Here is a 17685-nt window from a genome sequence, read left to right as displayed (position 1 = left end):
AGTCGAAGTCTGGCCATTGTCAGTCAAGGCGCACGCCTCCCTCATTGTCAGTTGCACGGCGCAGGCTCAGCGGTCGCATGTCGGTCCAAACCTCGGCGATGTGTGCCAGGCATTCGTCCTTCGGGCCGGCGAAACCTGCGGCGGCCCAACCGTCCGGGACGTCCCGCCCGTCGGGCCAGATTGAGTACTGTTCCTCGTGGTTGCGCACCACGAGATACGTGCGCTCGTCCGTGGTCACTGTTACTCCCATCGATCTAGAACGCCCAGGTCTGGTCGCCGCCGTGCGATGGCTGCGGCAAGGTCTCGGCGCATCCTCCCGGTCGGTTTTGCGGATGTCTTTGCTGGACAGTTCGTTCGGGTCAGCGGGCGGTGAAGCCGCCGTCGACCACTAGCTCGGTGCCGGTGACGCCGCCGGAGTGCGGGCCGGCCAGCCAGAGGCAGGCCGCCGACACCTCGGCCGCGGTGACCAGCCGGCCGATCGGATGCAGAGCGGCGGAACTGCGCTCGTAGTCCTGCAATTCGGCGCCCATGCCCTCGGCGACCGCGCGGGTGCTGCGGGTGCCGAGCGACGAGTTGTCGGCAACGGTGCTGGGGCACACCGCGTTCGCGCGCACGCCGTTGCGGCCGTATTCCAGCGCAATGGCTTTGGTCAGGCCGATCACGCCGTGCTTGGCGGCGACGTAGTTGGCGTACATCTCGAAGGCGACGCGGCCGCCGGTGGACGAGGTGTTCACGATGCGGCCGCCGCCCTGTTCGACCATGTGCGGCAACACCGCCCGGCAGCAGCGCCAGGTGCCGCTGAGGTTGACGTCGAGGGCGAGTTGCCACTGTTCCTCGGTCAGTTCGTGCACGCGGCGACCGCCAGGGCCGAGCATTCCGGCGTTGTTCAGCAGCACGTCGATCCGGCCGAATTCGTCCACCCCGGCGGCCGTCGCTTTGTCCACGGCCGCTTGGTCACGGACGTCGGCCACCGCGGTGACTACCCGGCTGCCCAGCCTGCGGCAGGATTCGGCGGTTTCCTCCAGATCGCGCCTGCTCGACATCGGATAGGGTCCGGCGTCCGGCTCGCACTGGTCGACCAGGATCAGGTCCGCGCCCTCGCCGGCGAAAAGCAATGCGTGCGAACGGCCTAGCGCGCGAGCGGCGCCGGTGATCATGGCGACATTCCCGTCGAGCAGCATCAGGCCTCCAAAGAATGTGTTCGGTCGTGCGGTGCCGGTCCGACCAAAGCCGGTGGACGGTCCACGGTTTCGGCGGCTGGGGCGGGTAGCTGCCGGGCGAGGCGGGGCAGCGTCAGCGCTAGAACGTCGATCGCGCGGTAGAGGTCGCTGAGCGCGATGTGTTCATCGATCGTGTGATCCAGGTGGGCATCGCCCGGTCCGTAGGCGGCCATCGGTACGCCCCACGGGTCGAGCGTGTTCATGTCCGAGCTGCCGGCCTTGAGCTTCAGCGTGGGTCGCACACCCCGGGAAGCGATCGCCGCGCGCAGCTGACTGACCACCGGATCGGCCCGCGGACGGGTCACGCCGGGCACTCGTTCGTCGACCCAGATCCGGCTGTGCGGAAGGCTTTTGGCGAAACGTTCCAGTGCGGCGAAGTCGAAACCGGGTGGCACTCGGCAAGTAAGGAACGCCTCGGCACGGGCGAGGTCGCCGCGCAGCCAGGTGAGCGTGCCGGTGGCGACGCCGAACGCGATCGGATCGGCCTCGGGCGAGAGGCCACGCAGGTAGCCCTGCACCTCCGACGCGAACCGAACGGCCCATTCGACCGCGGTCGGTTCCGGGCTGCTGGTGTGCAGCGGCGGCTGCTGCATTTCGTAGCCGATGCCCGTTCGGCCCTTGTAGCCCAGGCAGATTCCGTCCCAGCCGCTCGGTTCGCCGATCACCACCGCCGCGGGTTTCGGGACCGTGGCCATCACATGCAACGCGCCGCGCCCGCCGGCCACCTCCTCGCCGACCGCGCCGACCACGTGCACGCGCACGTCGCTGCTGCGCGCGGCGGCGCAAATCATCGCCACCATCGCGCCTTTGGCGTCCACCGCGCCGCGGCCGTAGAGCAGATCGCCGATCTGGCAGACCGGGACTCGGCCGGGGACAGTGTCGATGTGGCCGAGCAGCATCACGGTGGGCGCGGTGCTCGGGCCGATCACGCCGTGCACGTTGCCGACCTCGTCGACGTGCGCGTCGAAACCCAGTGCGGTCAACTGTTCGGCGAGGAAACCGGCGACCGGCAGTTCCTCGCCGGAAACCGAGGGGATGCCGACGGCGGCGCGCAGCAACCAGGCCGGGTAGTCGCCCTGCAAGTCGAGCGGGCGGACCGGGCGGGATCGAGCGATGGCCGGGCGTGAGTCACTCATGCGGCACTTCCTTCGCGCACCCAGGTGCCGCCGCCGGCCAAGGCCTGTCGGATCGGCCGATGCTGGTGGGCGGAGGCGATACTCACCTGCGCCACGGTCCGGCTGGCGCGCAGCCCGGCGCGGACCTTGTGCCGCATCCGTCCGCGTACGACATCGCCGGTCAGGTGGTCTGGGCCGACTTCGTCGATTCGGCTGGCCGGATCGGCGGGGTCGGACAGCACGCCGCAGACGTCGGTGAGCAGCACGAGAGCCGAGGCGTTCAGCGCGGCGGCGAGCCTGGCCGCGACCTCGTCGGCGTCGACATTGAGCAGGTTGCCCTCGGTGTCACTGGCGGGCGGAGATACCACGGGGACGTCACCGCGCGCCAGCAACACGCGCAGCAGGCTGGGGTCGACCTGGTCGATCCGGCCGGACTGGTCGTCGCGGATCAGTGTGGTCCGCCCGGCTTGCACGGAACGGATGGCAGGTTTGCGGGATGCGGTGATCAGTGCGCCGTCCGCGCCGCTGAGGCCGACCGCGGACGCGCCGCGCGCTCGTAATCCGCTGACCAGTTGGGGTTTCACCTGTCCGAGCAGGGTCAGGGTGAGTACCGCGAGCATGCGCGGATCGGTGCGCCTGCTGTGTGTTCCGTCCGGCGACTCGATCACTTCGCGCGGCACGGCGAGCTGGTCGGCGAGCCGATCCGCGGCGACGCCGCCACCGTGCACGAGCACCACCGGCTGCCCGGCCGCGGCCAGCTCGGCCACCTCGTCGAGCACCGGTTCCGGGTCCGCGCCGCCACCGATCTTGACCACGATCACTCCGGCGGTCAGCGCGTCCCGCACCAGGCCAGGCCTGCTCCGGCCGTGTTCATTTCGCTGCGCCGTCATGTCCCGCACTCTCCGATCAGGCAGGATGCAGGCCGGGGAAACCCAGACCCGCGTCCTCGGCCAAGCCACTGGCTACGTTCAGGCTTTGCACGCCGCCACCCGCCGCACCCTTGACCAAGTTGTCCAAGGCCGCGACCAGCACGATCCGGCCGCCGTCCGCGTCCACCACGCAGCCGATATCGACAAAGTTGCTGCCGGACAAGAACTGTGGATCCGGCATCCGATGCACGCCGCGGCCGCGCGCCACCACCCGGACGAACGGGCGGTCGCGGTAGGCCCGCTGCAAAATCCGTAAGACTTCCTGCCGAGTGACCGGCCGTGGCGGCGTGACGTGACAGATCACCTGCACGCCGCGCACCGCGGGCACGGCCGTCACGGTCATCCGCGCCCGCACCCCCGCGAGCTCGGCGATCTCCGCCTCGTGCCGATGTCCGGCCGGGCGATAGACCCGAAAGGCCTGCCCGCGCTCGGCATGATGGGAAGCCGGCGTGGGCTCGGCGCCTGACCCCGATGAGCCGGTCCGCGCGTCCACCACCACATCACCGGAGACGAGTCCCGCGCGCTGTATCGGCTCCAACGCCAATATGGCAGCCGTCGCCATGCATCCGGGAACACTGATCCGGGTGGCGCCGGCCAACTCGTCGGCGAAGAGTTCCGGCAGACCGGTCTTGTACTCGATGCCCGTCGCCGACCGGGCACCCGCCCGGAAGTCCGGGCTCAAATCCACGATCGTCTCCGCGCGCTCGCCGACACCGGCTTCCAGCTCCGCGGCGGCGCCCATCGACACGGCCAGAAAGGCGATACTCACTCGATCGAGCTCCGGCGGCGCGTGGAAGGTCAGCCCGAGGTGATGCAGATTCGGGTGCACCTCCGACACCGGCCTGCCCGCATACCGGCGCGAGATGGCTTGCACCAGCTCCAATTCCGGATGTCCGTGCACCAACCGGAGCAGCTCGCCACCGGTGTAGCCGGCCGCGCCGACGACGCTCACCTTCACTACTCGCCCCAGTCCTCTTCGACCTCGGGAGCCAACGCCAACACGACGGGTTCGGTCGCCACTACCTCGAGCTCGCTCGTGCAGTGTTGACAGATCACGATCTCGGCAACCAGCAGGTCATTGGACAGTTTCACCGAATCCCGGCACTCGGGACACTCCGCACTTACTGCGGTAGTCATGGGTTGCCTCCCGTAGATTGTGTGACTACTGTCTATATTCACACTGCAAAAACTAACACATACTTCACGTCAACACACCCCAGATCGCAAGCCAAAGGGACACGGAAAACCCGACGTGACCACGGGGCAGGCACTGGCAGAAGCGATCGCAGAGTATTCGAGTCGGCGACTCAGTTCGGCTGCTACATCGCGGAATAGACACGGAGGCACGGCGGTGGAGATCGAGTGGGCAGGTCGCGCGAACCGGGGTGGACGGATCACCGGCGGGGGCGCAAAAACCCGACAACGTCTGCATGACGACTGTGCAGAGTCTGCATCCAAATGCGGCAAGTTTCGCGGCATAGAAGTGGTCCCCGCTCATGCCTGAAACCGGCCTCGCGCTACTCGGCGGCCCTCGAGCCGTTCCCAAAGACACCACGGGCGGCGACTGGCCGATCGTGACCGCGGCGGATGAAGCAGCCGTGCTCCGCGTGCTCCGCAGCGGCAAGCTCAACGCCGCCACCCCCGCGGAACCCGAAGTGGGCGAACTGGAGAACGCGTGGGCCAAGGCCACCGGAACCCGGCACTGCGTCGCCGTCGCCTCCGGCACCGCCGCGCTGCACCTGGCCCTGCGCGGCCGCGGCATCGGTCCCGGCGACGAGGTGATCGTCCCGGCGCTGACCATGAACGCCACCGCCCACGCCGTCTACGCGGCCGGCGGCACCGCCGTCTTCGCCGACGTGGAACCCGCGACCTACACCCTCGACCCGAGATCCGCCGCCCACGCCGCCGGGCCGCGTACCAAGGCCCTGCTGCCGGTGCACCTGCACGGCCTCCCGGCCGACATGCCCGCACTGCGCGAACTGGCCGACCGCCTGGACATCCCCGTCGTGGAGGACGCCGCCCAGGCACACGGCGCGCAACTCGACGGCCGTCGCGTCGGCGCGCTCGGCGCCGCGGGCTGTTTCAGCCTGCACCCGCACAAGAACCTGCCGACCTGCGGCGAGGGCGGGCTCATCACCACCGACGATGACGACCTGCACGAACAGTTGGTGCGGCTGCGCAACTTCGGCGAGTTGCCCCCGTCCGGCGCCCGCACCTACATCGCCCACCGGGCCGCGCTCAACGCCCGAATAGCGCCCATTGCCGCCGCATTCACCCTGTCTCAGCTGACGCGGTTCGACGATGCTGCCCGCCAACGCGAGCCACACATCCGCGGCTTCCTGAACCGACTGGCTCAACTGCCCGGACTGCGCGTACCCAGCGTTCCCCCTGGCCGCACGCACGCATGGCACATCCTCCGGTTGATGCCCGATCCCACGGCGTTCGGCCTCGGTCCCGAGCATCGGACCGGTCTGCGCGCCGCCCTGCACCGGGTACTGCGGGCCGAGGGCGTGCCGGTCTCCCAGTACCAGGTGGTCCCGCTGCCCGCGCACCCCGCGTTCCGCCGCGCAGGGCTGTCCGAGTCGGCCGCTCTCGACGAGGTCGCCGAGCGCTTCCCGGTGACCGCCGCTGTCGTCGACGGATCACTCTGCCTGCAACGCCGCCACCTCGATCCGGCCGCCGGTCCACTGCTCCAGCGCTATGCCGACGCCTTCGAAAAGGTGTGGCAGCACCTCGATCTCATCCGCCGAATGGCCAGCTCCCGCCCCGCCCCGGGCTGGCGCGAAGTGCTCCGCAAGGGCTGACCCACCGACTCGAAGGGAACACGACATGGCCATGGCCACCACCGGCCCGCCGCATTCCCCCGCACCGCCCGCGAACGGTGCGGCACCGATCGAGGCTGCGCCGCCGACGGACGCCACGGCAGCCGCGCATGCCACAGCATCGTCGCGGAATTCGGCGGAGATGGCACAGCGTGTCCGTGAAGACGTGATCCGGATGGCGGGCGGACCCGAGGGCGCGCACGCGGGCGGCAGCCTTTCCAGCGCCGACCTGATTGCCGTCCTCTACGCCGAATTGCTGCGCCCCGGAGACTCTTTCGTGCTCAGCAAGGGTCACGCGGCACCCGCGCTGTACAGCGCGCTGGCCCAGCTCGGGCGCATTCCGGCCGAGGAGCTGGACACCTACGCCCGCCCCGGTAGCCGCCTGTTCGGCCACCCGCCGTACGAACTGCCGGGAGTCGAATTCGCCACCGGCTCATTGGGTCACGGTCTCGGACTGTCGATCGGGCTGGCCCTGGCCGAGCAACTGTCCGGCGGCGACCGCCACGTGTACACCCTGCTCGGTGACGGCGAGTTGCAAGAGGGCAGCGTCTGGGAGGCAGCTCTGCTGGCCGGGCATCGCAAGCTGACCGGACTCGTCGCGGCGGTGGACCGCAATGGATTACAGATCACCGGCCGCACCGAAGACTGCGTCGGGCTCGAACCGCTCGACGCCAAGTTCACCGCCTTCGGCTGGCAGGTGCGCAGCATCGACGGCCACGATCTGAGCGCGTTGCGCGAGGCGCTGCGGCCGTCCCCGGACGGTCCGGTCATGGTTATCGCCCGGACCGTGAAAGGCCGCGGGGTGCCATTCCTGGAGGATCGCGTCGCCGGGCACTACGCCAAACTCAAGCCGGCGCTGGTGCGCCGAGCGTTGGCCGCACTCGCCCGACCGGCGGGAGCCACGTCATGACGGGCACACCGATCATCCCGGACGTCGACTCACCCCAAGTCGCCGACGTAGCAACAGCTTCCGATCCTCGCCCGGTCGCAGACCAGCCAACTGTCCCGGATCCAGCTGCGGTACAGCACGTTCCCGAACTCGGCCCTGATCCGCGGGCCGCCTACCGCGAAGCGCTCTTGGAGCTGGCCGCCGGCGACCCCCGGGTGATCTGCCTCGACTCCGATACCGGCGGCTTGGAGAACACCTTCGGCGAGCAGTTCCCTGACCGCTATATCAATGTCGGCATCGCCGAGGCCAACCTGATGACGGTCGCCGCCGGACTCGCACGACGCGGATTCATCCCGTACGTGCACACCATGGCCACCTTCGCCACGATGCGCGCGGGTGAGTTCCTGAAGCTCGACATTGTCGGCAACCGGCTGCCGGTACGAGTGATCGCCACCCACGGCGGCGTCTCCGCCGCGCATTTCGGCACCAGCCACTTCGCGTTGGAAGACCTGGCCGTGACCCGCGCCCTGTTCGATCTGGCGATCGTCGTCCCCGGCGACGCGCGCCAAATCGGTTCCGCCACGCGCCAATTGCACGACCTACCCGGTCCGGCCTACCTCCGACTGGGCCGCTCGGCCACCCCGATACCACCGGGCCCGACGCCCGATCTGGTGTTCGGCAAGGCCAGGGTGCTGCGCGCGGGCGCGGACGTCACGATCGTCGCGGCAGGCCCGCTACCACTGCTTTTCGCCCTCGAAGCGGCCGACGAAATGGCCGTCGAGGGAATCGGCGCGCAGGTCGTCGACCTGCACACCCTGCACCCACTGGACCGCGACGGCCTGCTGACCGCCTGCCGCGGCCGCGCCGGCGTGGTCACCGTCGAGGAGCATCGCCCGCAGGGCGGCCTGGGTGACGCGGTCGCCGAGGTGGTGTCGGCCGAACTGGCCGTGCCACTGCGCCGATTGGCGGTACGCGGACGCCCCGGCGCCCGCGTGCACGACCAGCGGACCGTGTTGCAGGCACATGGCGTGAGTACCGAGGCCGTGCTGGCCGCCGCGCGAGAGTTGCTCGCCCGGCGGCCGGACGACCGGACCCACGAACCGAATGATCGACCGATCCAGCAACCGGCGCCGCACAGTGCCGCTGCCCTTTGACGAGGTGATGACGATGGACAGTCCGGCACGGGTCCGCGACGAGGCCCGAATCCGCTACGTGCAGAGCGTATTCCAGCGCGTACTCCAGTTGAAGCAGGAGACCACCCCGGACGACGAGTTCTTCGCCCTGGGCGGCACCTCGCTGACCGCCATCGAGGTGCTCGACCTGATCGAGGCCGAACAGGGCGTGCGCCTGCCGGCCCGGAAGTTCTATCAGGCCACCGCGATCCGCGAGCTGGCCGGTGAACTCCCGCAGACCGTGGCCGACGGGGGTGCGTGAGCATGGCGTCGCGACCTCGTGATCACCTGACGACATCAGTTGCTGGAGGCAGTCCCATGGAGGAACCCACGCTGAAAGCGGTGCCCGCCCCGGCGCCTGCGGCCGAGACGACGAAACCCACGGTCGACCGCACGCGGAACATGCCCTCGCTCACCGGATTGCGCTTCTACGCGGCGATGGCGGTCGTGCTGTGCCACGTCGGGATCAATGTGCTGCCGCGGTTGACCGACTCGCGGCCGGTGATCGGCACCTTCCACGCCATCGGCATCGCCGCGCTGTCGTTCTTCTTCGTGCTGAGCGGGTTCGTGCTGACCTGGGTCACCACGAAAAAGGTTCCGGTGAAGCGGTTCTGGCGGCGCCGGTTCTTCCGGGTCTACCCGAACCATCTGGTGACGTTCGCCGTGCTGTGCGTGCTCGCGGCGATCGCCGGGCATGCCCTGTCGGCTCGGGACACGGTGGCCACGCTGTTCCTGGTGCACGCGTGGATTCCGGATCAGCACCTGCTCTACAACCTCTGGTCGAACGCGCCGACCTGGTCGCTGGGCCTGGATCTGCTGTTCTACCTGCTGTTCCCGATTCTGCTGCCGCTGGTGCAGAAGATCCGGCCCGAGCGGCTGTGGTTGGCGTTCATCGCCACCTACGCGCTGATCTGGTCGGTCCCGTTCGTGGCAACCCTGTTGCCCGCCTCGGAGATTCAGCAGGGCACCGGCGTGCCGTGGCTGCAGATGTGGTTCATGACCTTCTTCCCGCCGGTGCGGATGCTGGAGTTCATCCTCGGCATGGTGCTGGCGCAGATCCTGATTCACGGTAAGTGGATCCGGTTCCCGCTGCCGGTGGCGCTCGTGCTGCCGATCCTCGCGGTGTTCGCGCAGGGCGTGCTGCCGCTGCGTTTCGGTGTCGCGGTGCTGCAGGCGGTGCCGATGGCGCTGGTGATCGGGGCGGTCGCCACCGCCGATCTCGGCTCGCGCGCAACGGCATTCGGCGGGCGGAAGATGGTCTTCCTCGGCGAGATCTCGTACGCGATCTACCTGATCCACTGGCTGGTCGTGGCCTACGGTCCGATCGGGCGTACTTCGCCGGGCTGGGGCGGGGATCCGAGCGGAACCTCTTCGTGGCCTTGGGTGATCGCGTTGTCGGTGGTGACGATCGCGGTCAGTATCGGGTTGGCCGTGCTGTTGCATCTGTTCGTGGAGCGGCCCGCGATGAATCGGTGGAGTCGTTCGAGCCGACCGCCACAGAGTGTGCCGGTCACCACGGCCCCGCAATAGGGTTGCGGCCCAACTCGACCCAAAGATGGCCTTTCCGGTTGTATCCGGAAAGGCCATCGCCTTGTCGTCGGCTTCTGTTGGTTGTCGTCGGCTTCCGGGTGCTCAGACCGCGATGCTGGCGGCCAGCGAACGCACCGTCGGCGATTCGTACAGCAACCCCACACTGACCGGCTGCTCGAGCCGCTCACTCAACGTCGCCGCCAGCTGCACCGCCCGCAACGAGTCGAATCCGAGCCCGAAGAACGAGTCCTCCCGCCCGACCCGCGCCACCGCCAGCACCGCCGCCGCAGCCCCCGCCACCAGCTCTTCCAGCCAGCCCTCGGGCGCCACGTAGCCGGCGCTCCCGGCGCCGATGGCGGCCAGCAGGGCCACCCGGTCCGGAGCGCCACTGCGATCCCGCTCGATCCGCGAGGTCACCGCCACCCGGGCGAAGATGGCGTGCCCGGCCAGCCTGGCCGCCACCGCCGCCCGCACCCGCTGCGGATCCGTCCCTGACTGCGGCACCACCGCGACCGCGATTGTCCCGCTGCGCAATTGATCCGCCGCCAGGAACGGCTTGATCTGCTCGTGCGCGGGATCTGCCCCGAGCAGCAAGTGCGGAGCCCCGACATGCAGCGCACGCAACAGCGCCACCATCCCGGGCACCGGATCGATCAACGACAGTCCCCGATGCCGAGCGGCCGCGACCAGCGGACTCCCCTGGTTCATGCCCGGCCCACCCCACATACTCCAGGCCAGACTCTGTGCCTGCCTACCCGTGGCCGACCAGCGCTGCGCCCAGCCGTCCAGCACCGCGTTGGCGGCGGAGTAGGCACCGAATCCGGTGCCGCCGAACAGCCCGTTGACGGAGGAGAAGACCACGACAGCCGTATCCGGCCGGGTGGCAAGGATTTTGTCGATGGCGACGCAGCCGCCTGCCTTCGGGCGCAGCGTCCGATCCAGCCAGTCCGCGGATTCGGTCCGTAACTCGTGCTCGGACAATCGATCCCACTGCGGCGCGACCGAAGCGCCCGCGAGGTGCAGTACCAGGTCCAGTCCGCGACCCCAATCCGTCTCGGCCGCAGTCACTTCCCGGGCGAGCGCGTCAGAGTCGGCGACGTCGACCTGGCGATAGCGGACCTCGCCGACCGTCCCGAGGATCTCCAGTTCCGCCTGCGCGCCGGCGTCCAGTTCCGCGACCGGCGTACGCCCGACGATCAGCAGCCGGGCACCGTGCGCGGTCACCAGATGCTCGGCGACCGTCCGCCCCAGACCGCCGAGTCCGCCGGTGAGCAGGCAGGTTCCACCGCGCGGCAGTACTCCGGTAGGCACGTCGAAGGCCTCCGGCAACGGCACCGTCCGCAACCGCTGCTGCAACGGAACGCCGTCACGCACCGCGACCACGTCATTGTCGTGCCGCTGTTCCGCCAAGGCGGCAAGCACATTCGCGTCGGCGTCCGCCGGAGCATCGATCAACGCGCAGCGGGCGACCAGTCGTTCCGCGCGCGCAGTCCGCACCAGCGCGGTCAGTCCGACGCGCCCAGGCACCACCACGTCGTCGGGATGTGCCTGCGCGGCACCGGTAGTAAGAACAGTCAGCTCGGCCTCGGGCCGAATCCGGGCCAAAGCACCTGCCACGGCGAGGAACTGCGTCAAGACGCCGGCGTCGGACGAATCAGTATCGCCGGTGGCGACGAAAAGCACTTGCGGCACACCGGATCCGGCCTGATCCAACGCTTGTTCCAAGGCTTGGCCGAAAAGCTCAGGATCGTCACCGATCGGGACCAGAGCAGCAACCGCTCCCCGCCAATCGATGGCTGGATCGCAGACACAGGCAATCACCGGACCATCAGGGCGCGGTCGCAGCGGCAGCTCGCACGGCTCCCAGCCGACCGCGAGCGCCGCGACACCGGTGTCGTCATCCACGACTTCCGGACCGGCACCGTCGACTTCCCCGCCGTAACAACGGTCATCGAACCGCCCCGCATGCCACCCTTCGAACAGCCGCTCGCGCTGCACCTTTCCGCCCTGCTGCCGCGGAAACTCCTGCACCGTCACCGGAACCAGATAGGTCGCCCGCAACGCCAGATCCCGCGCCAGCGCGACCCGGATGGTGTCCACCAGTGCGGGCACGTCGTCGGTTTCCGGCACGAAGAACACCACCAGCGCGTCGGTCCCGGTGTCCTCGTCGGGCACCCCGACCACCGCCGAGCACGCAGGCCGCACGCCCGAGACCTGTTCGACCACCGCCTCGATCTCGTGCGCGGGGAAGTTCGCCCCGTTGACGATCACCGTGTTCTTCCCGCGCCCGGTGAGATAGAGCCGGCCGCCGCTGAGGAACCCCAGATCCCCGGTGTCGAACCAGCCGTCGGCGGTGAAACTCTCCCGATTCGCCCGCTCGTTGTGCGCATACCCGCAGTGCACGGTGTGCCCGGACACGTGCAACCGGCCGACCCGCCCTTCGGGCAGCACGCTTCCCTGATCGTCTGTGATCCGCAGCGCCACACCGGGAATCGGCGTCCCTGCCTCGGTCACCACCAGCGCACCCGGCGTACCGACCGGCAATTCACGCAGTCCACCGTCCAACGAGGCGGGCTCGAGCGTAATCGTCGCCGCCGCTGGGTCATCGAGCCGCATACGGGAGTACGTCACGCCGGAAGACGTCTCCGACATCCCCCAGCACGGCACCATCGCATCGGCCGGGAGCCGATGCGGCACAAGCAGTTCCACGAAGCGCCGAGCGGTGCGAGCCACCACGGCCTCGCCCGCGTTGCAGATATTCGTGAGACTGCTCAGATCCCAAGCGCCTGCGGCGATCTCGTCGGGCCGCTGACAGACCAGCGAGAACGCGAAGTTCGGCGCCCACGTACAGGTTGCCCGGAACCGGTCGACACAGTCCAGCCACAGCAGCGGACGACCGATCACCGACTCCGTCCGCACATTGACGTGCTCGCAGGTGAGAAACACGTCCCGCAGATTGAACATGATCATCCCGCCGACATGGTCGAGCGGCATCCAGTTCAACGACACTTCGTGCTCGGTGAAGTTGTTCGCGTCGATCGCGGCGTAGGTCCGCGCCACGATCGTATGGTGGTAGTGCTGAACACATTTCGGGGTACCGGTACTACCGGAGGTCAACAGGTTGACGACCAGTTGCCCTGGATCGGGCACCGTCCGGTCAGCCGGCTCCGGAGCGAACAAAGTACTCGCGTCCAGCACGCGCAACGCCTCGCCATCAGGCAACCGGTCACCCAACGAGCGCACCCCCGCGAGCAATTCGGGATCGGCCACTACCGGCGGATGCCCGAGCAGTTCCCAGGCGGCGACCAGCTTGCGCACCCCAGCGTTGTCGGTGCTGTACTCCGGCGCCGGCGCCACCGCGGTCGGCAGAAATCCACCGAGCACACAGGCCCACCAGGCGGTCACGAAGTTCCGGCTGTCCGCGCACTGCAACAGGACCGAATCACCCACTGCCAGCCCGTGCTTGCGCAACCCGCCGAGCATCCGGCGGGCGTCGTCATACAGCTCGGCATAGGTCTGCCGATCCGTGCTCCCATCCGGCAGCACATAGGTGGTGCCGCGATCGGCGGCCACCCGCGCCGCGCGCGCCAACGCCTCCGGCAACGTCGACACCGCGTCCGCGGGCAATACCGGCGTCGCCCCACGCGTCGACGCGAGCCGGTCCGGCGAGATCGCGACACCGGTCGGCACACTGCGCTCGCCCACAGCCTGCCGAGACCGTTGCGAACGCAGCTGGCGGTCGTATACGGCAGCCGCGTCGAGCACGCCCGCCGTATCCGCCGCGATCCGGGCAATGTCATCCGGCGCGACCCGAGTACTCGGGCTTACGGCAGTGCTCACGCGAGCGTCCTTTCGTCCTAAGCGGCCGGTGCCGCGGCAGGCAACTGCTCGCCGATCTGCCGTGCGACCGCCGCGGTGAGTCCGACGATGAAGTAGTGACCGCCCTCGACGCTCAGCCCCGTGTATCCGGCGCCGGTCTGCTCGGCCCACCCGGCCAGGGTCGGCGCATCCACCGATCCGGTGGACCCGCGAACCGTGGTGATCGGCACCGGCAGCGGCGGGCGCGGCCGGTACCGGTAGTTCTCCCAGAGCGCGAACTCGCTGCGCAGCATCGGCAGCAGGAACTCCTGCAATTCCGCGTTGCGCACCACGGCTTCCGGCAGCCCGCCGCGGTCGCGCACGGTGGCGAGCAACTGCTCGTCGGGCAGTTGATGCAGCGGCTCGGCAGGCGGCGGGGCCTGCGGTGGCGGCTGCTCGCCGACGATCAATCGTCGCGGCCAAGTGCCGAACCGCTTGCCCATCTCGTGCGCGATCTCGAACGCCAGAAGCCCACCGGCACAATGCCCATACAACGCGTACGGCATCGTCGTGTACGGCCGCAACGCGATCGCACACGCGGTGACCAGGCGTCCGATGTCGCTCGGTGGGTCCTCTCGCGACCGGTCCTCTCGCCCCGGCAGTTGCACCACCAGCGTCTCCACCTCGGCCGGCAGCAGCGCCGCCATCCGCTGGAACACCGACGCACCGCCGCCGGCGAACGGCAAGCAGATCAGCCGCAACCGAGCACCTGGGCGAGGCAACCGGCGCACCCAGAGCGAATCCGTCGTGTAACTGACCGTCCCGACGTCGGACGTCATTGCACTGCCGTCCCATCCAATTCGGCTGCCAGCGCGGCGATTTCGGCATCGCTGCGGCCTTCGACCAGCTTCAGCGCGTCCGCCAGCGCATCCTGCTGCGTCTGCTGCTCGGCTTTCGCCGCGTCGACCAGCGCGGCCAGACCGGACACCGTCGGATCGGCGAAGAAGTCCGCGATCGAGGGGGCCACCCCGAACACCGCGTTGACCCGTGAGGACAGTTGAATGGCCTCCAGGCTCGTCCCGCCGGCGGCGAAGAAATTCACGTCGTTGCCGATCCGGACACCGAGCAGCGGCGCGAAAACCTCTGCGCGCATGATCCGTTCGGTGGGAGTGCTGTTCTCCTCGTCGGCATCGGTCAGCTCGTCGACCGAGAACTCGACCGCGGGCAGCCGCCGCCGGTCGATCTTGCCGCTCGGGGTGAGCGGCACCTCGTCCAGGGGCACCAGCACCGACGGCACCATCGCCGCGGGAAGCCGGCCGCTCACCGCCGCGCGCACCGAATCGAGTTGCAGCTCACCGGCTCGCTCGGGCACCACGTAGGCGACCAGCATCGCCCCGGTCCGCGGCTCGATCACCACCGAGGCCACCGCTTGAGCGACTCCGGCCACCGCGTGCAACGCGGCCTCCACCTCACCCAATTCGATGCGCACACCGCGGATCTTCACCTGGCGATCGGCCCGGCCGACGAAGCACAGATCGCCCGCATCGTCCCAGACCGCGAGGTCGCCGGTGAGGTAGCGGCGCGTTCCGGGCGGCCCGTCCGGGTCCGGCCGGAACCGGTCCGCGGTCAGATCGGGCCGGCCAAGGTAGCCGCGCGCCACCCCGAGTCCGGCGATGGCCAGCTCGCCGATCGCGCCGGGCGGCAGTACGCCCGCCCCGGTGCTGTCCACGACGTAGGCGCGGTGGTTGGCCATCGCCCGCCCGATCGGCGGCGACGAGGTCCACTCCCCCTCGCACAGCTTGGCCACCACGGTCACCGTGGTCTCGGTCGGTCCGTAACCGTTCCAGAAGCCGCGGCCGCGCGCCCATCGAGTGGTCAGCTCACCGGTGAACGCCTCGCCACCCACGAACGCCACCCGCAGATCCGGATAGCCTTCCGGCGCAAGCAGTCCCATGATGGCCGGGGGCAGGTCGACGATGGTGATCCGCTGCCCGCGCAGCACCGCGTCGAGCGCGTCCACCGAGCGCCGCTGATCCTCGTCCATCACATAGAGCACCGCGCCGCTGAGCAGCGTGCCGAAGATCTCGAAGACCGAGACGTCGAAGCCGGGCGAATTGAAGTGCAGCACCCGGTCCTGCGGGGTCAGGTCGAACATCGCGCGCACGGTGCGAACGAAGTTGGTGACGTTACGATGTTCGACCACAACACCTTTGGGCTTGCCGGTGGAGCCGGACGTGTAGATCACATAGGCGGCCGCGGCGGGCGGCACCGCCGGCGCGGCACCGGGCGGATCCGCCAGTCGCAGGGACTCGTGGTCCGGGTCGGGGTCGATGACCAATCGATGGGGCGGCGGTACCCGTTCGGCGGTAGTCGGCGAGACGACAATGGTTTTGGCGTCGGTGTCCTCGAGGATCATCGCCAGCCGCTCGTCGGGCTGGGTGACGTCGAGCGGCACGTAGGCTGCCCCCGCGCGCAGCACGCCGAGCGCGACCGCGATCAGCGCGGGACCGCGCTCCATCACCACCGGGATCAGGTCACCGGGTCCGGCGCCGGCCGCGGCCAGTCGGTCGGCGATGCGGCGCGACCAGTCGTCCAGCGCACGGTAGCTCAGGCTGCCGTCCTGCCAGACCAGCGCCGCGTGGTCCGGGTCGGCGGCGGCGACCTCGGCGAAGAGGTCGTGCACCGGGGTGTCCAGGGGCAGGCCGATCGGCGCGTTCCAGTGTTCGAGGATGTCCGCGCGTTCCTGCGCGGTGCCGAACGGCGCGTCGCCCAGCGGCAGGTCGGGCTGCGTGCACAGCGCACCGAGGGTCTGCAAGAACCGGTCCAGCAGGCGGCCGGCGGTGGCCGCACCGTAGAGCGCCGTGGCGAATCGCAATGCCACCGTGGGCCGTTCGCCGCCGCTGACCTCGAGCGCCAGCTCGAACGCTCCGGCTCCGGCGTCGACCCGCTCGCAGCCGATCCGCACGACGTCGGCCTCGATCGGGCCGGCGGGCTCGCCGGTATCGACGAAACCGATCTGCACGAGCGGCAATCGTCCCGTGTCCGGCTCGACGCCGAGCGCGTCCAGGATCAGCTTGAACGGCAACGTCGCATGCAGCGCTCCGGCCAGCCGGGCGGCCCGCACCGCGGCGATCACCGCGACGAAACTGTCCGCCTCGTCCAGCTCGACCCGCAGCGGCATCAGATTGCCGCAGTCACCGACCAGCCGATCGGCGTCGAACGGTCCGGTGACGTCGAACGGCAGACCGACGGTGAGATCGCCTCTGGCCGTGTGCCGGGCGATCACCACGAGCAGCGCGGCCAGCAAGACATCGTACCGCTCGGCCCCCGCCGTCCCGGCCAGGGTGTGCACGGCGGCAACGAGTTCCGGCGGCAACGACCTGGTGACCGCGTCGCTGCTCAGGTCGAGCAGTCGCGGACGATGACCGTCCGGCGGCAACTCCGTTCCCTCCCAGCCGGATAGCGCGCCACGCCAGTATTCGGTGGCCTCGCGCGCGGTGTCCTGCTCGCACCACTCCCGCTGCCAGCCCGCGTACGCGCCGAAGTCGACGGGTTCCTGCGGCCACTGCGGCGCCTCGCCGGCCACTCGGGCACGGTAGGCAAAAGCCAAGTCGCCCTGCAGAACCCGCGCCGACCGCGGATCGAGCACAATGTAGTGGCCGATCAGTACCAGCAGATGCCGTTCCGGATCGGCGCGCAGCAACCGAAGCCGGATCGCCGGACCGGTATTGAGTTGCAGTCCTCGGCGCAACTCGTCCTGCACCACCTCGTCCGCCCGAGCCCGCAACTGCCCGTCGGCCACGTCCTCCACGGTCAGCCGCAGCTCCGGCACCGGAAGCACCTGCTGGGTGCCGCGCGTCTCCTCGTCCGGGAAGGTCGAGCGCAACACCGTGTGCCTGCGCAACAGATCGGTCAGTGCCGCGCGCAATGCCTCGGCATCGAGCGGGCCGTCGATCGGGAACGCGAAGCCGAGCCCGTAGGCCAGGCTGCTCGGGGCGAGCCGGTCGAACAGCCACAGCTGCTCCTGCCGGTAGGACAGCGGTGCCGATCGGACCCCGGAGGAGACGTCTGCCAGCTGGGCCAGCAACTCGTCTCGGCGCTCCCCCGGGAGCTGGCGCAGTCGACGAAGCAACTCGCTCTGTGGACCCATGCCGTGGCCTCCCAGTCAATCTGCAACTTACTACAGCTAGATGTCGCCTGTTGAGAACAG

Annotated in this window: 14 protein-coding genes; 5 read left to right on the top strand and 9 right to left on the bottom strand. The window is 69.3% G+C overall.

Features of this window, described 5'->3' with window-relative positions:
- Nucleotides 1–19: 19 nt before the first annotated feature.
- The 6 genes from F3087_RS28595 to lysW form a co-directional block, all read right to left on the bottom strand.
- On the bottom strand, nucleotides 20–238 hold the full coding sequence (locus F3087_RS28595; RefSeq protein ID WP_223885413.1) for an MbtH family protein: 219 nt from the start codon (nucleotides 236–238) through the stop codon (nucleotides 20–22).
- A gap of 121 nt (nucleotides 239–359) precedes the next feature.
- On the bottom strand, nucleotides 360–1181 hold the full coding sequence (locus F3087_RS28590; RefSeq protein WP_150405150.1) for an SDR family oxidoreductase: 822 nt from the start codon (nucleotides 1179–1181) through the stop codon (nucleotides 360–362).
- Nucleotides 1181–2356 carry a M20/M25/M40 family metallo-hydrolase gene (locus F3087_RS28585; protein WP_150405149.1) on the bottom strand — a complete coding sequence of 392 codons (1176 nt, stop codon included), beginning with the start codon at nucleotides 2354–2356 and terminating at the stop codon, nucleotides 1181–1183. The genes F3087_RS28590 and F3087_RS28585 overlap by 1 nt, the downstream gene beginning before the upstream one ends.
- Nucleotides 2353–3225, bottom strand: coding sequence for a [LysW]-aminoadipate kinase (locus tag F3087_RS28580; protein ID WP_150405148.1), 873 nt, complete (start codon nucleotides 3223–3225; stop codon nucleotides 2353–2355). The genes F3087_RS28585 and F3087_RS28580 overlap by 4 nt, the downstream gene beginning before the upstream one ends.
- Before the next feature lie 16 nt (nucleotides 3226–3241).
- On the bottom strand, nucleotides 3242–4222 hold the full coding sequence (gene argC, locus F3087_RS28575; RefSeq protein WP_150405147.1) for an N-acetyl-gamma-glutamyl-phosphate reductase: 981 nt from the start codon (nucleotides 4220–4222) through the stop codon (nucleotides 3242–3244).
- Nucleotides 4222–4401, bottom strand: coding sequence for a lysine biosynthesis protein LysW (lysW, locus tag F3087_RS28570; protein ID WP_150405146.1), 180 nt, complete (start codon nucleotides 4399–4401; stop codon nucleotides 4222–4224). The genes argC and lysW overlap by 1 nt, the downstream gene beginning before the upstream one ends.
- 359 nt (nucleotides 4402–4760) lie before the next feature.
- Here lysW and F3087_RS28565 point away from each other — a divergent pair, with 359 nt between their 5' ends.
- The 5 genes from F3087_RS28565 to F3087_RS28545 are packed head-to-tail and all read left to right on the top strand — an operon-like array spanning nucleotide 4761 to nucleotide 9677.
- A complete protein-coding gene (locus F3087_RS28565; RefSeq protein WP_150405145.1) occupies nucleotides 4761–6068 on the top strand; it encodes a DegT/DnrJ/EryC1/StrS family aminotransferase in 1308 nt (435 codons plus the stop codon).
- Nucleotides 6069–6093: 25 nt separating this feature from the next.
- Nucleotides 6094–6996: a transketolase gene (locus F3087_RS28560; protein WP_223885412.1), complete on the top strand. Its 903-nt coding sequence runs from the start codon at nucleotides 6094–6096 to the stop codon at nucleotides 6994–6996.
- Nucleotides 6993–8129, top strand: coding sequence for a transketolase family protein (locus F3087_RS28555; RefSeq protein WP_150405144.1), 1137 nt, complete (start codon nucleotides 6993–6995; stop codon nucleotides 8127–8129). The genes F3087_RS28560 and F3087_RS28555 overlap by 4 nt, the downstream gene beginning before the upstream one ends.
- 13 nt (nucleotides 8130–8142) lie before the next feature.
- Nucleotides 8143–8409, top strand: a complete 267-nt coding sequence (locus tag F3087_RS28550; protein ID WP_191094179.1) for an acyl carrier protein — start codon at nucleotides 8143–8145, stop codon at nucleotides 8407–8409.
- Nucleotides 8410–8465: 56 nt separating this feature from the next.
- Nucleotides 8466–9677 (top strand): acyltransferase family protein, encoded by a 1212-nt coding sequence (locus tag F3087_RS28545; protein WP_191094178.1) that lies wholly within the window; start codon nucleotides 8466–8468, stop codon nucleotides 9675–9677.
- A 102-nt stretch (nucleotides 9678–9779) separates the two neighbouring features.
- On the opposite strand, the gene F3087_RS28540 is transcribed toward F3087_RS28545, so the two are convergent.
- Genes F3087_RS28540 through F3087_RS28530 form a run of 3 tightly spaced genes read right to left on the bottom strand, consistent with a single transcriptional unit; the run spans nucleotide 9780 to nucleotide 17625 of the window.
- On the bottom strand, nucleotides 9780–13517 hold the full coding sequence (locus F3087_RS28540) for an SDR family NAD(P)-dependent oxidoreductase (RefSeq protein WP_150405141.1): 3738 nt from the start codon (nucleotides 13515–13517) through the stop codon (nucleotides 9780–9782).
- Between the two features lie 17 nt (nucleotides 13518–13534).
- The gene (locus tag F3087_RS28535; RefSeq protein WP_150405140.1) at nucleotides 13535–14314 is read right to left on the bottom strand and encodes a thioesterase II family protein; all 780 of its coding nucleotides are present in this window, start codon (nucleotides 14312–14314) and stop codon (nucleotides 13535–13537) included.
- Complete coding sequence (locus F3087_RS28530; protein WP_150405139.1) at nucleotides 14311–17625, bottom strand: non-ribosomal peptide synthetase; 3315 nt, start codon at nucleotides 17623–17625, stop codon at nucleotides 14311–14313. Before F3087_RS28530 ends, F3087_RS28535 begins: the two co-directional genes overlap by 4 nt.
- Nucleotides 17626–17685: the final 60 nt, after the last annotated feature.

The organism is Nocardia colli, from assembly GCF_008704205.1.
Lineage (GTDB): Bacteria > Actinomycetota > Actinomycetes > Mycobacteriales > Mycobacteriaceae > Nocardia > Nocardia colli.
This window is presented reverse-complemented; position numbering and strand designations above follow the sequence as displayed.

What these genes read in the sequence shown, in the direction of transcription:
- F3087_RS28590 (WP_150405150.1), bottom strand. Translation starts at nt 1,181, where the DNA reads ATGCTGCTCGACGGGAATGTCGCCATGATCACCGGCGCCGCTCGCGCG.
- F3087_RS28585 (WP_150405149.1), bottom strand. Translation starts at nt 2,356, where the DNA reads ATGAGTGACTCACGCCCGGCCATCGCTCGATCCCGCCCGGTCCGCCCG.
- F3087_RS28580 (WP_150405148.1), bottom strand. Translation starts at nt 3,225, where the DNA reads ATGACGGCGCAGCGAAATGAACACGGCCGGAGCAGGCCTGGCCTGGTG.
- lysW (WP_150405146.1), bottom strand. Translation starts at nt 4,401, where the DNA reads ATGACTACCGCAGTAAGTGCGGAGTGTCCCGAGTGCCGGGATTCGGTG.
- F3087_RS28565 (WP_150405145.1), top strand. Translation starts at nt 4,761, where the DNA reads ATGCCTGAAACCGGCCTCGCGCTACTCGGCGGCCCTCGAGCCGTTCCC.
- F3087_RS28560 (WP_223885412.1), top strand. Translation starts at nt 6,094, where the DNA reads ATGGCCATGGCCACCACCGGCCCGCCGCATTCCCCCGCACCGCCCGCG.
- F3087_RS28555 (WP_150405144.1), top strand. Translation starts at nt 6,993, where the DNA reads ATGACGGGCACACCGATCATCCCGGACGTCGACTCACCCCAAGTCGCC.
- F3087_RS28550 (WP_191094179.1), top strand. Translation starts at nt 8,143, where the DNA reads ATGGACAGTCCGGCACGGGTCCGCGACGAGGCCCGAATCCGCTACGTG.
- F3087_RS28545 (WP_191094178.1), top strand. Translation starts at nt 8,466, where the DNA reads ATGGAGGAACCCACGCTGAAAGCGGTGCCCGCCCCGGCGCCTGCGGCC.
- F3087_RS28535 (WP_150405140.1), bottom strand. Translation starts at nt 14,314, where the DNA reads ATGACGTCCGACGTCGGGACGGTCAGTTACACGACGGATTCGCTCTGG.
- F3087_RS28530 (WP_150405139.1), bottom strand. Translation starts at nt 17,625, where the DNA reads ATGGGTCCACAGAGCGAGTTGCTTCGTCGACTGCGCCAGCTCCCGGGG.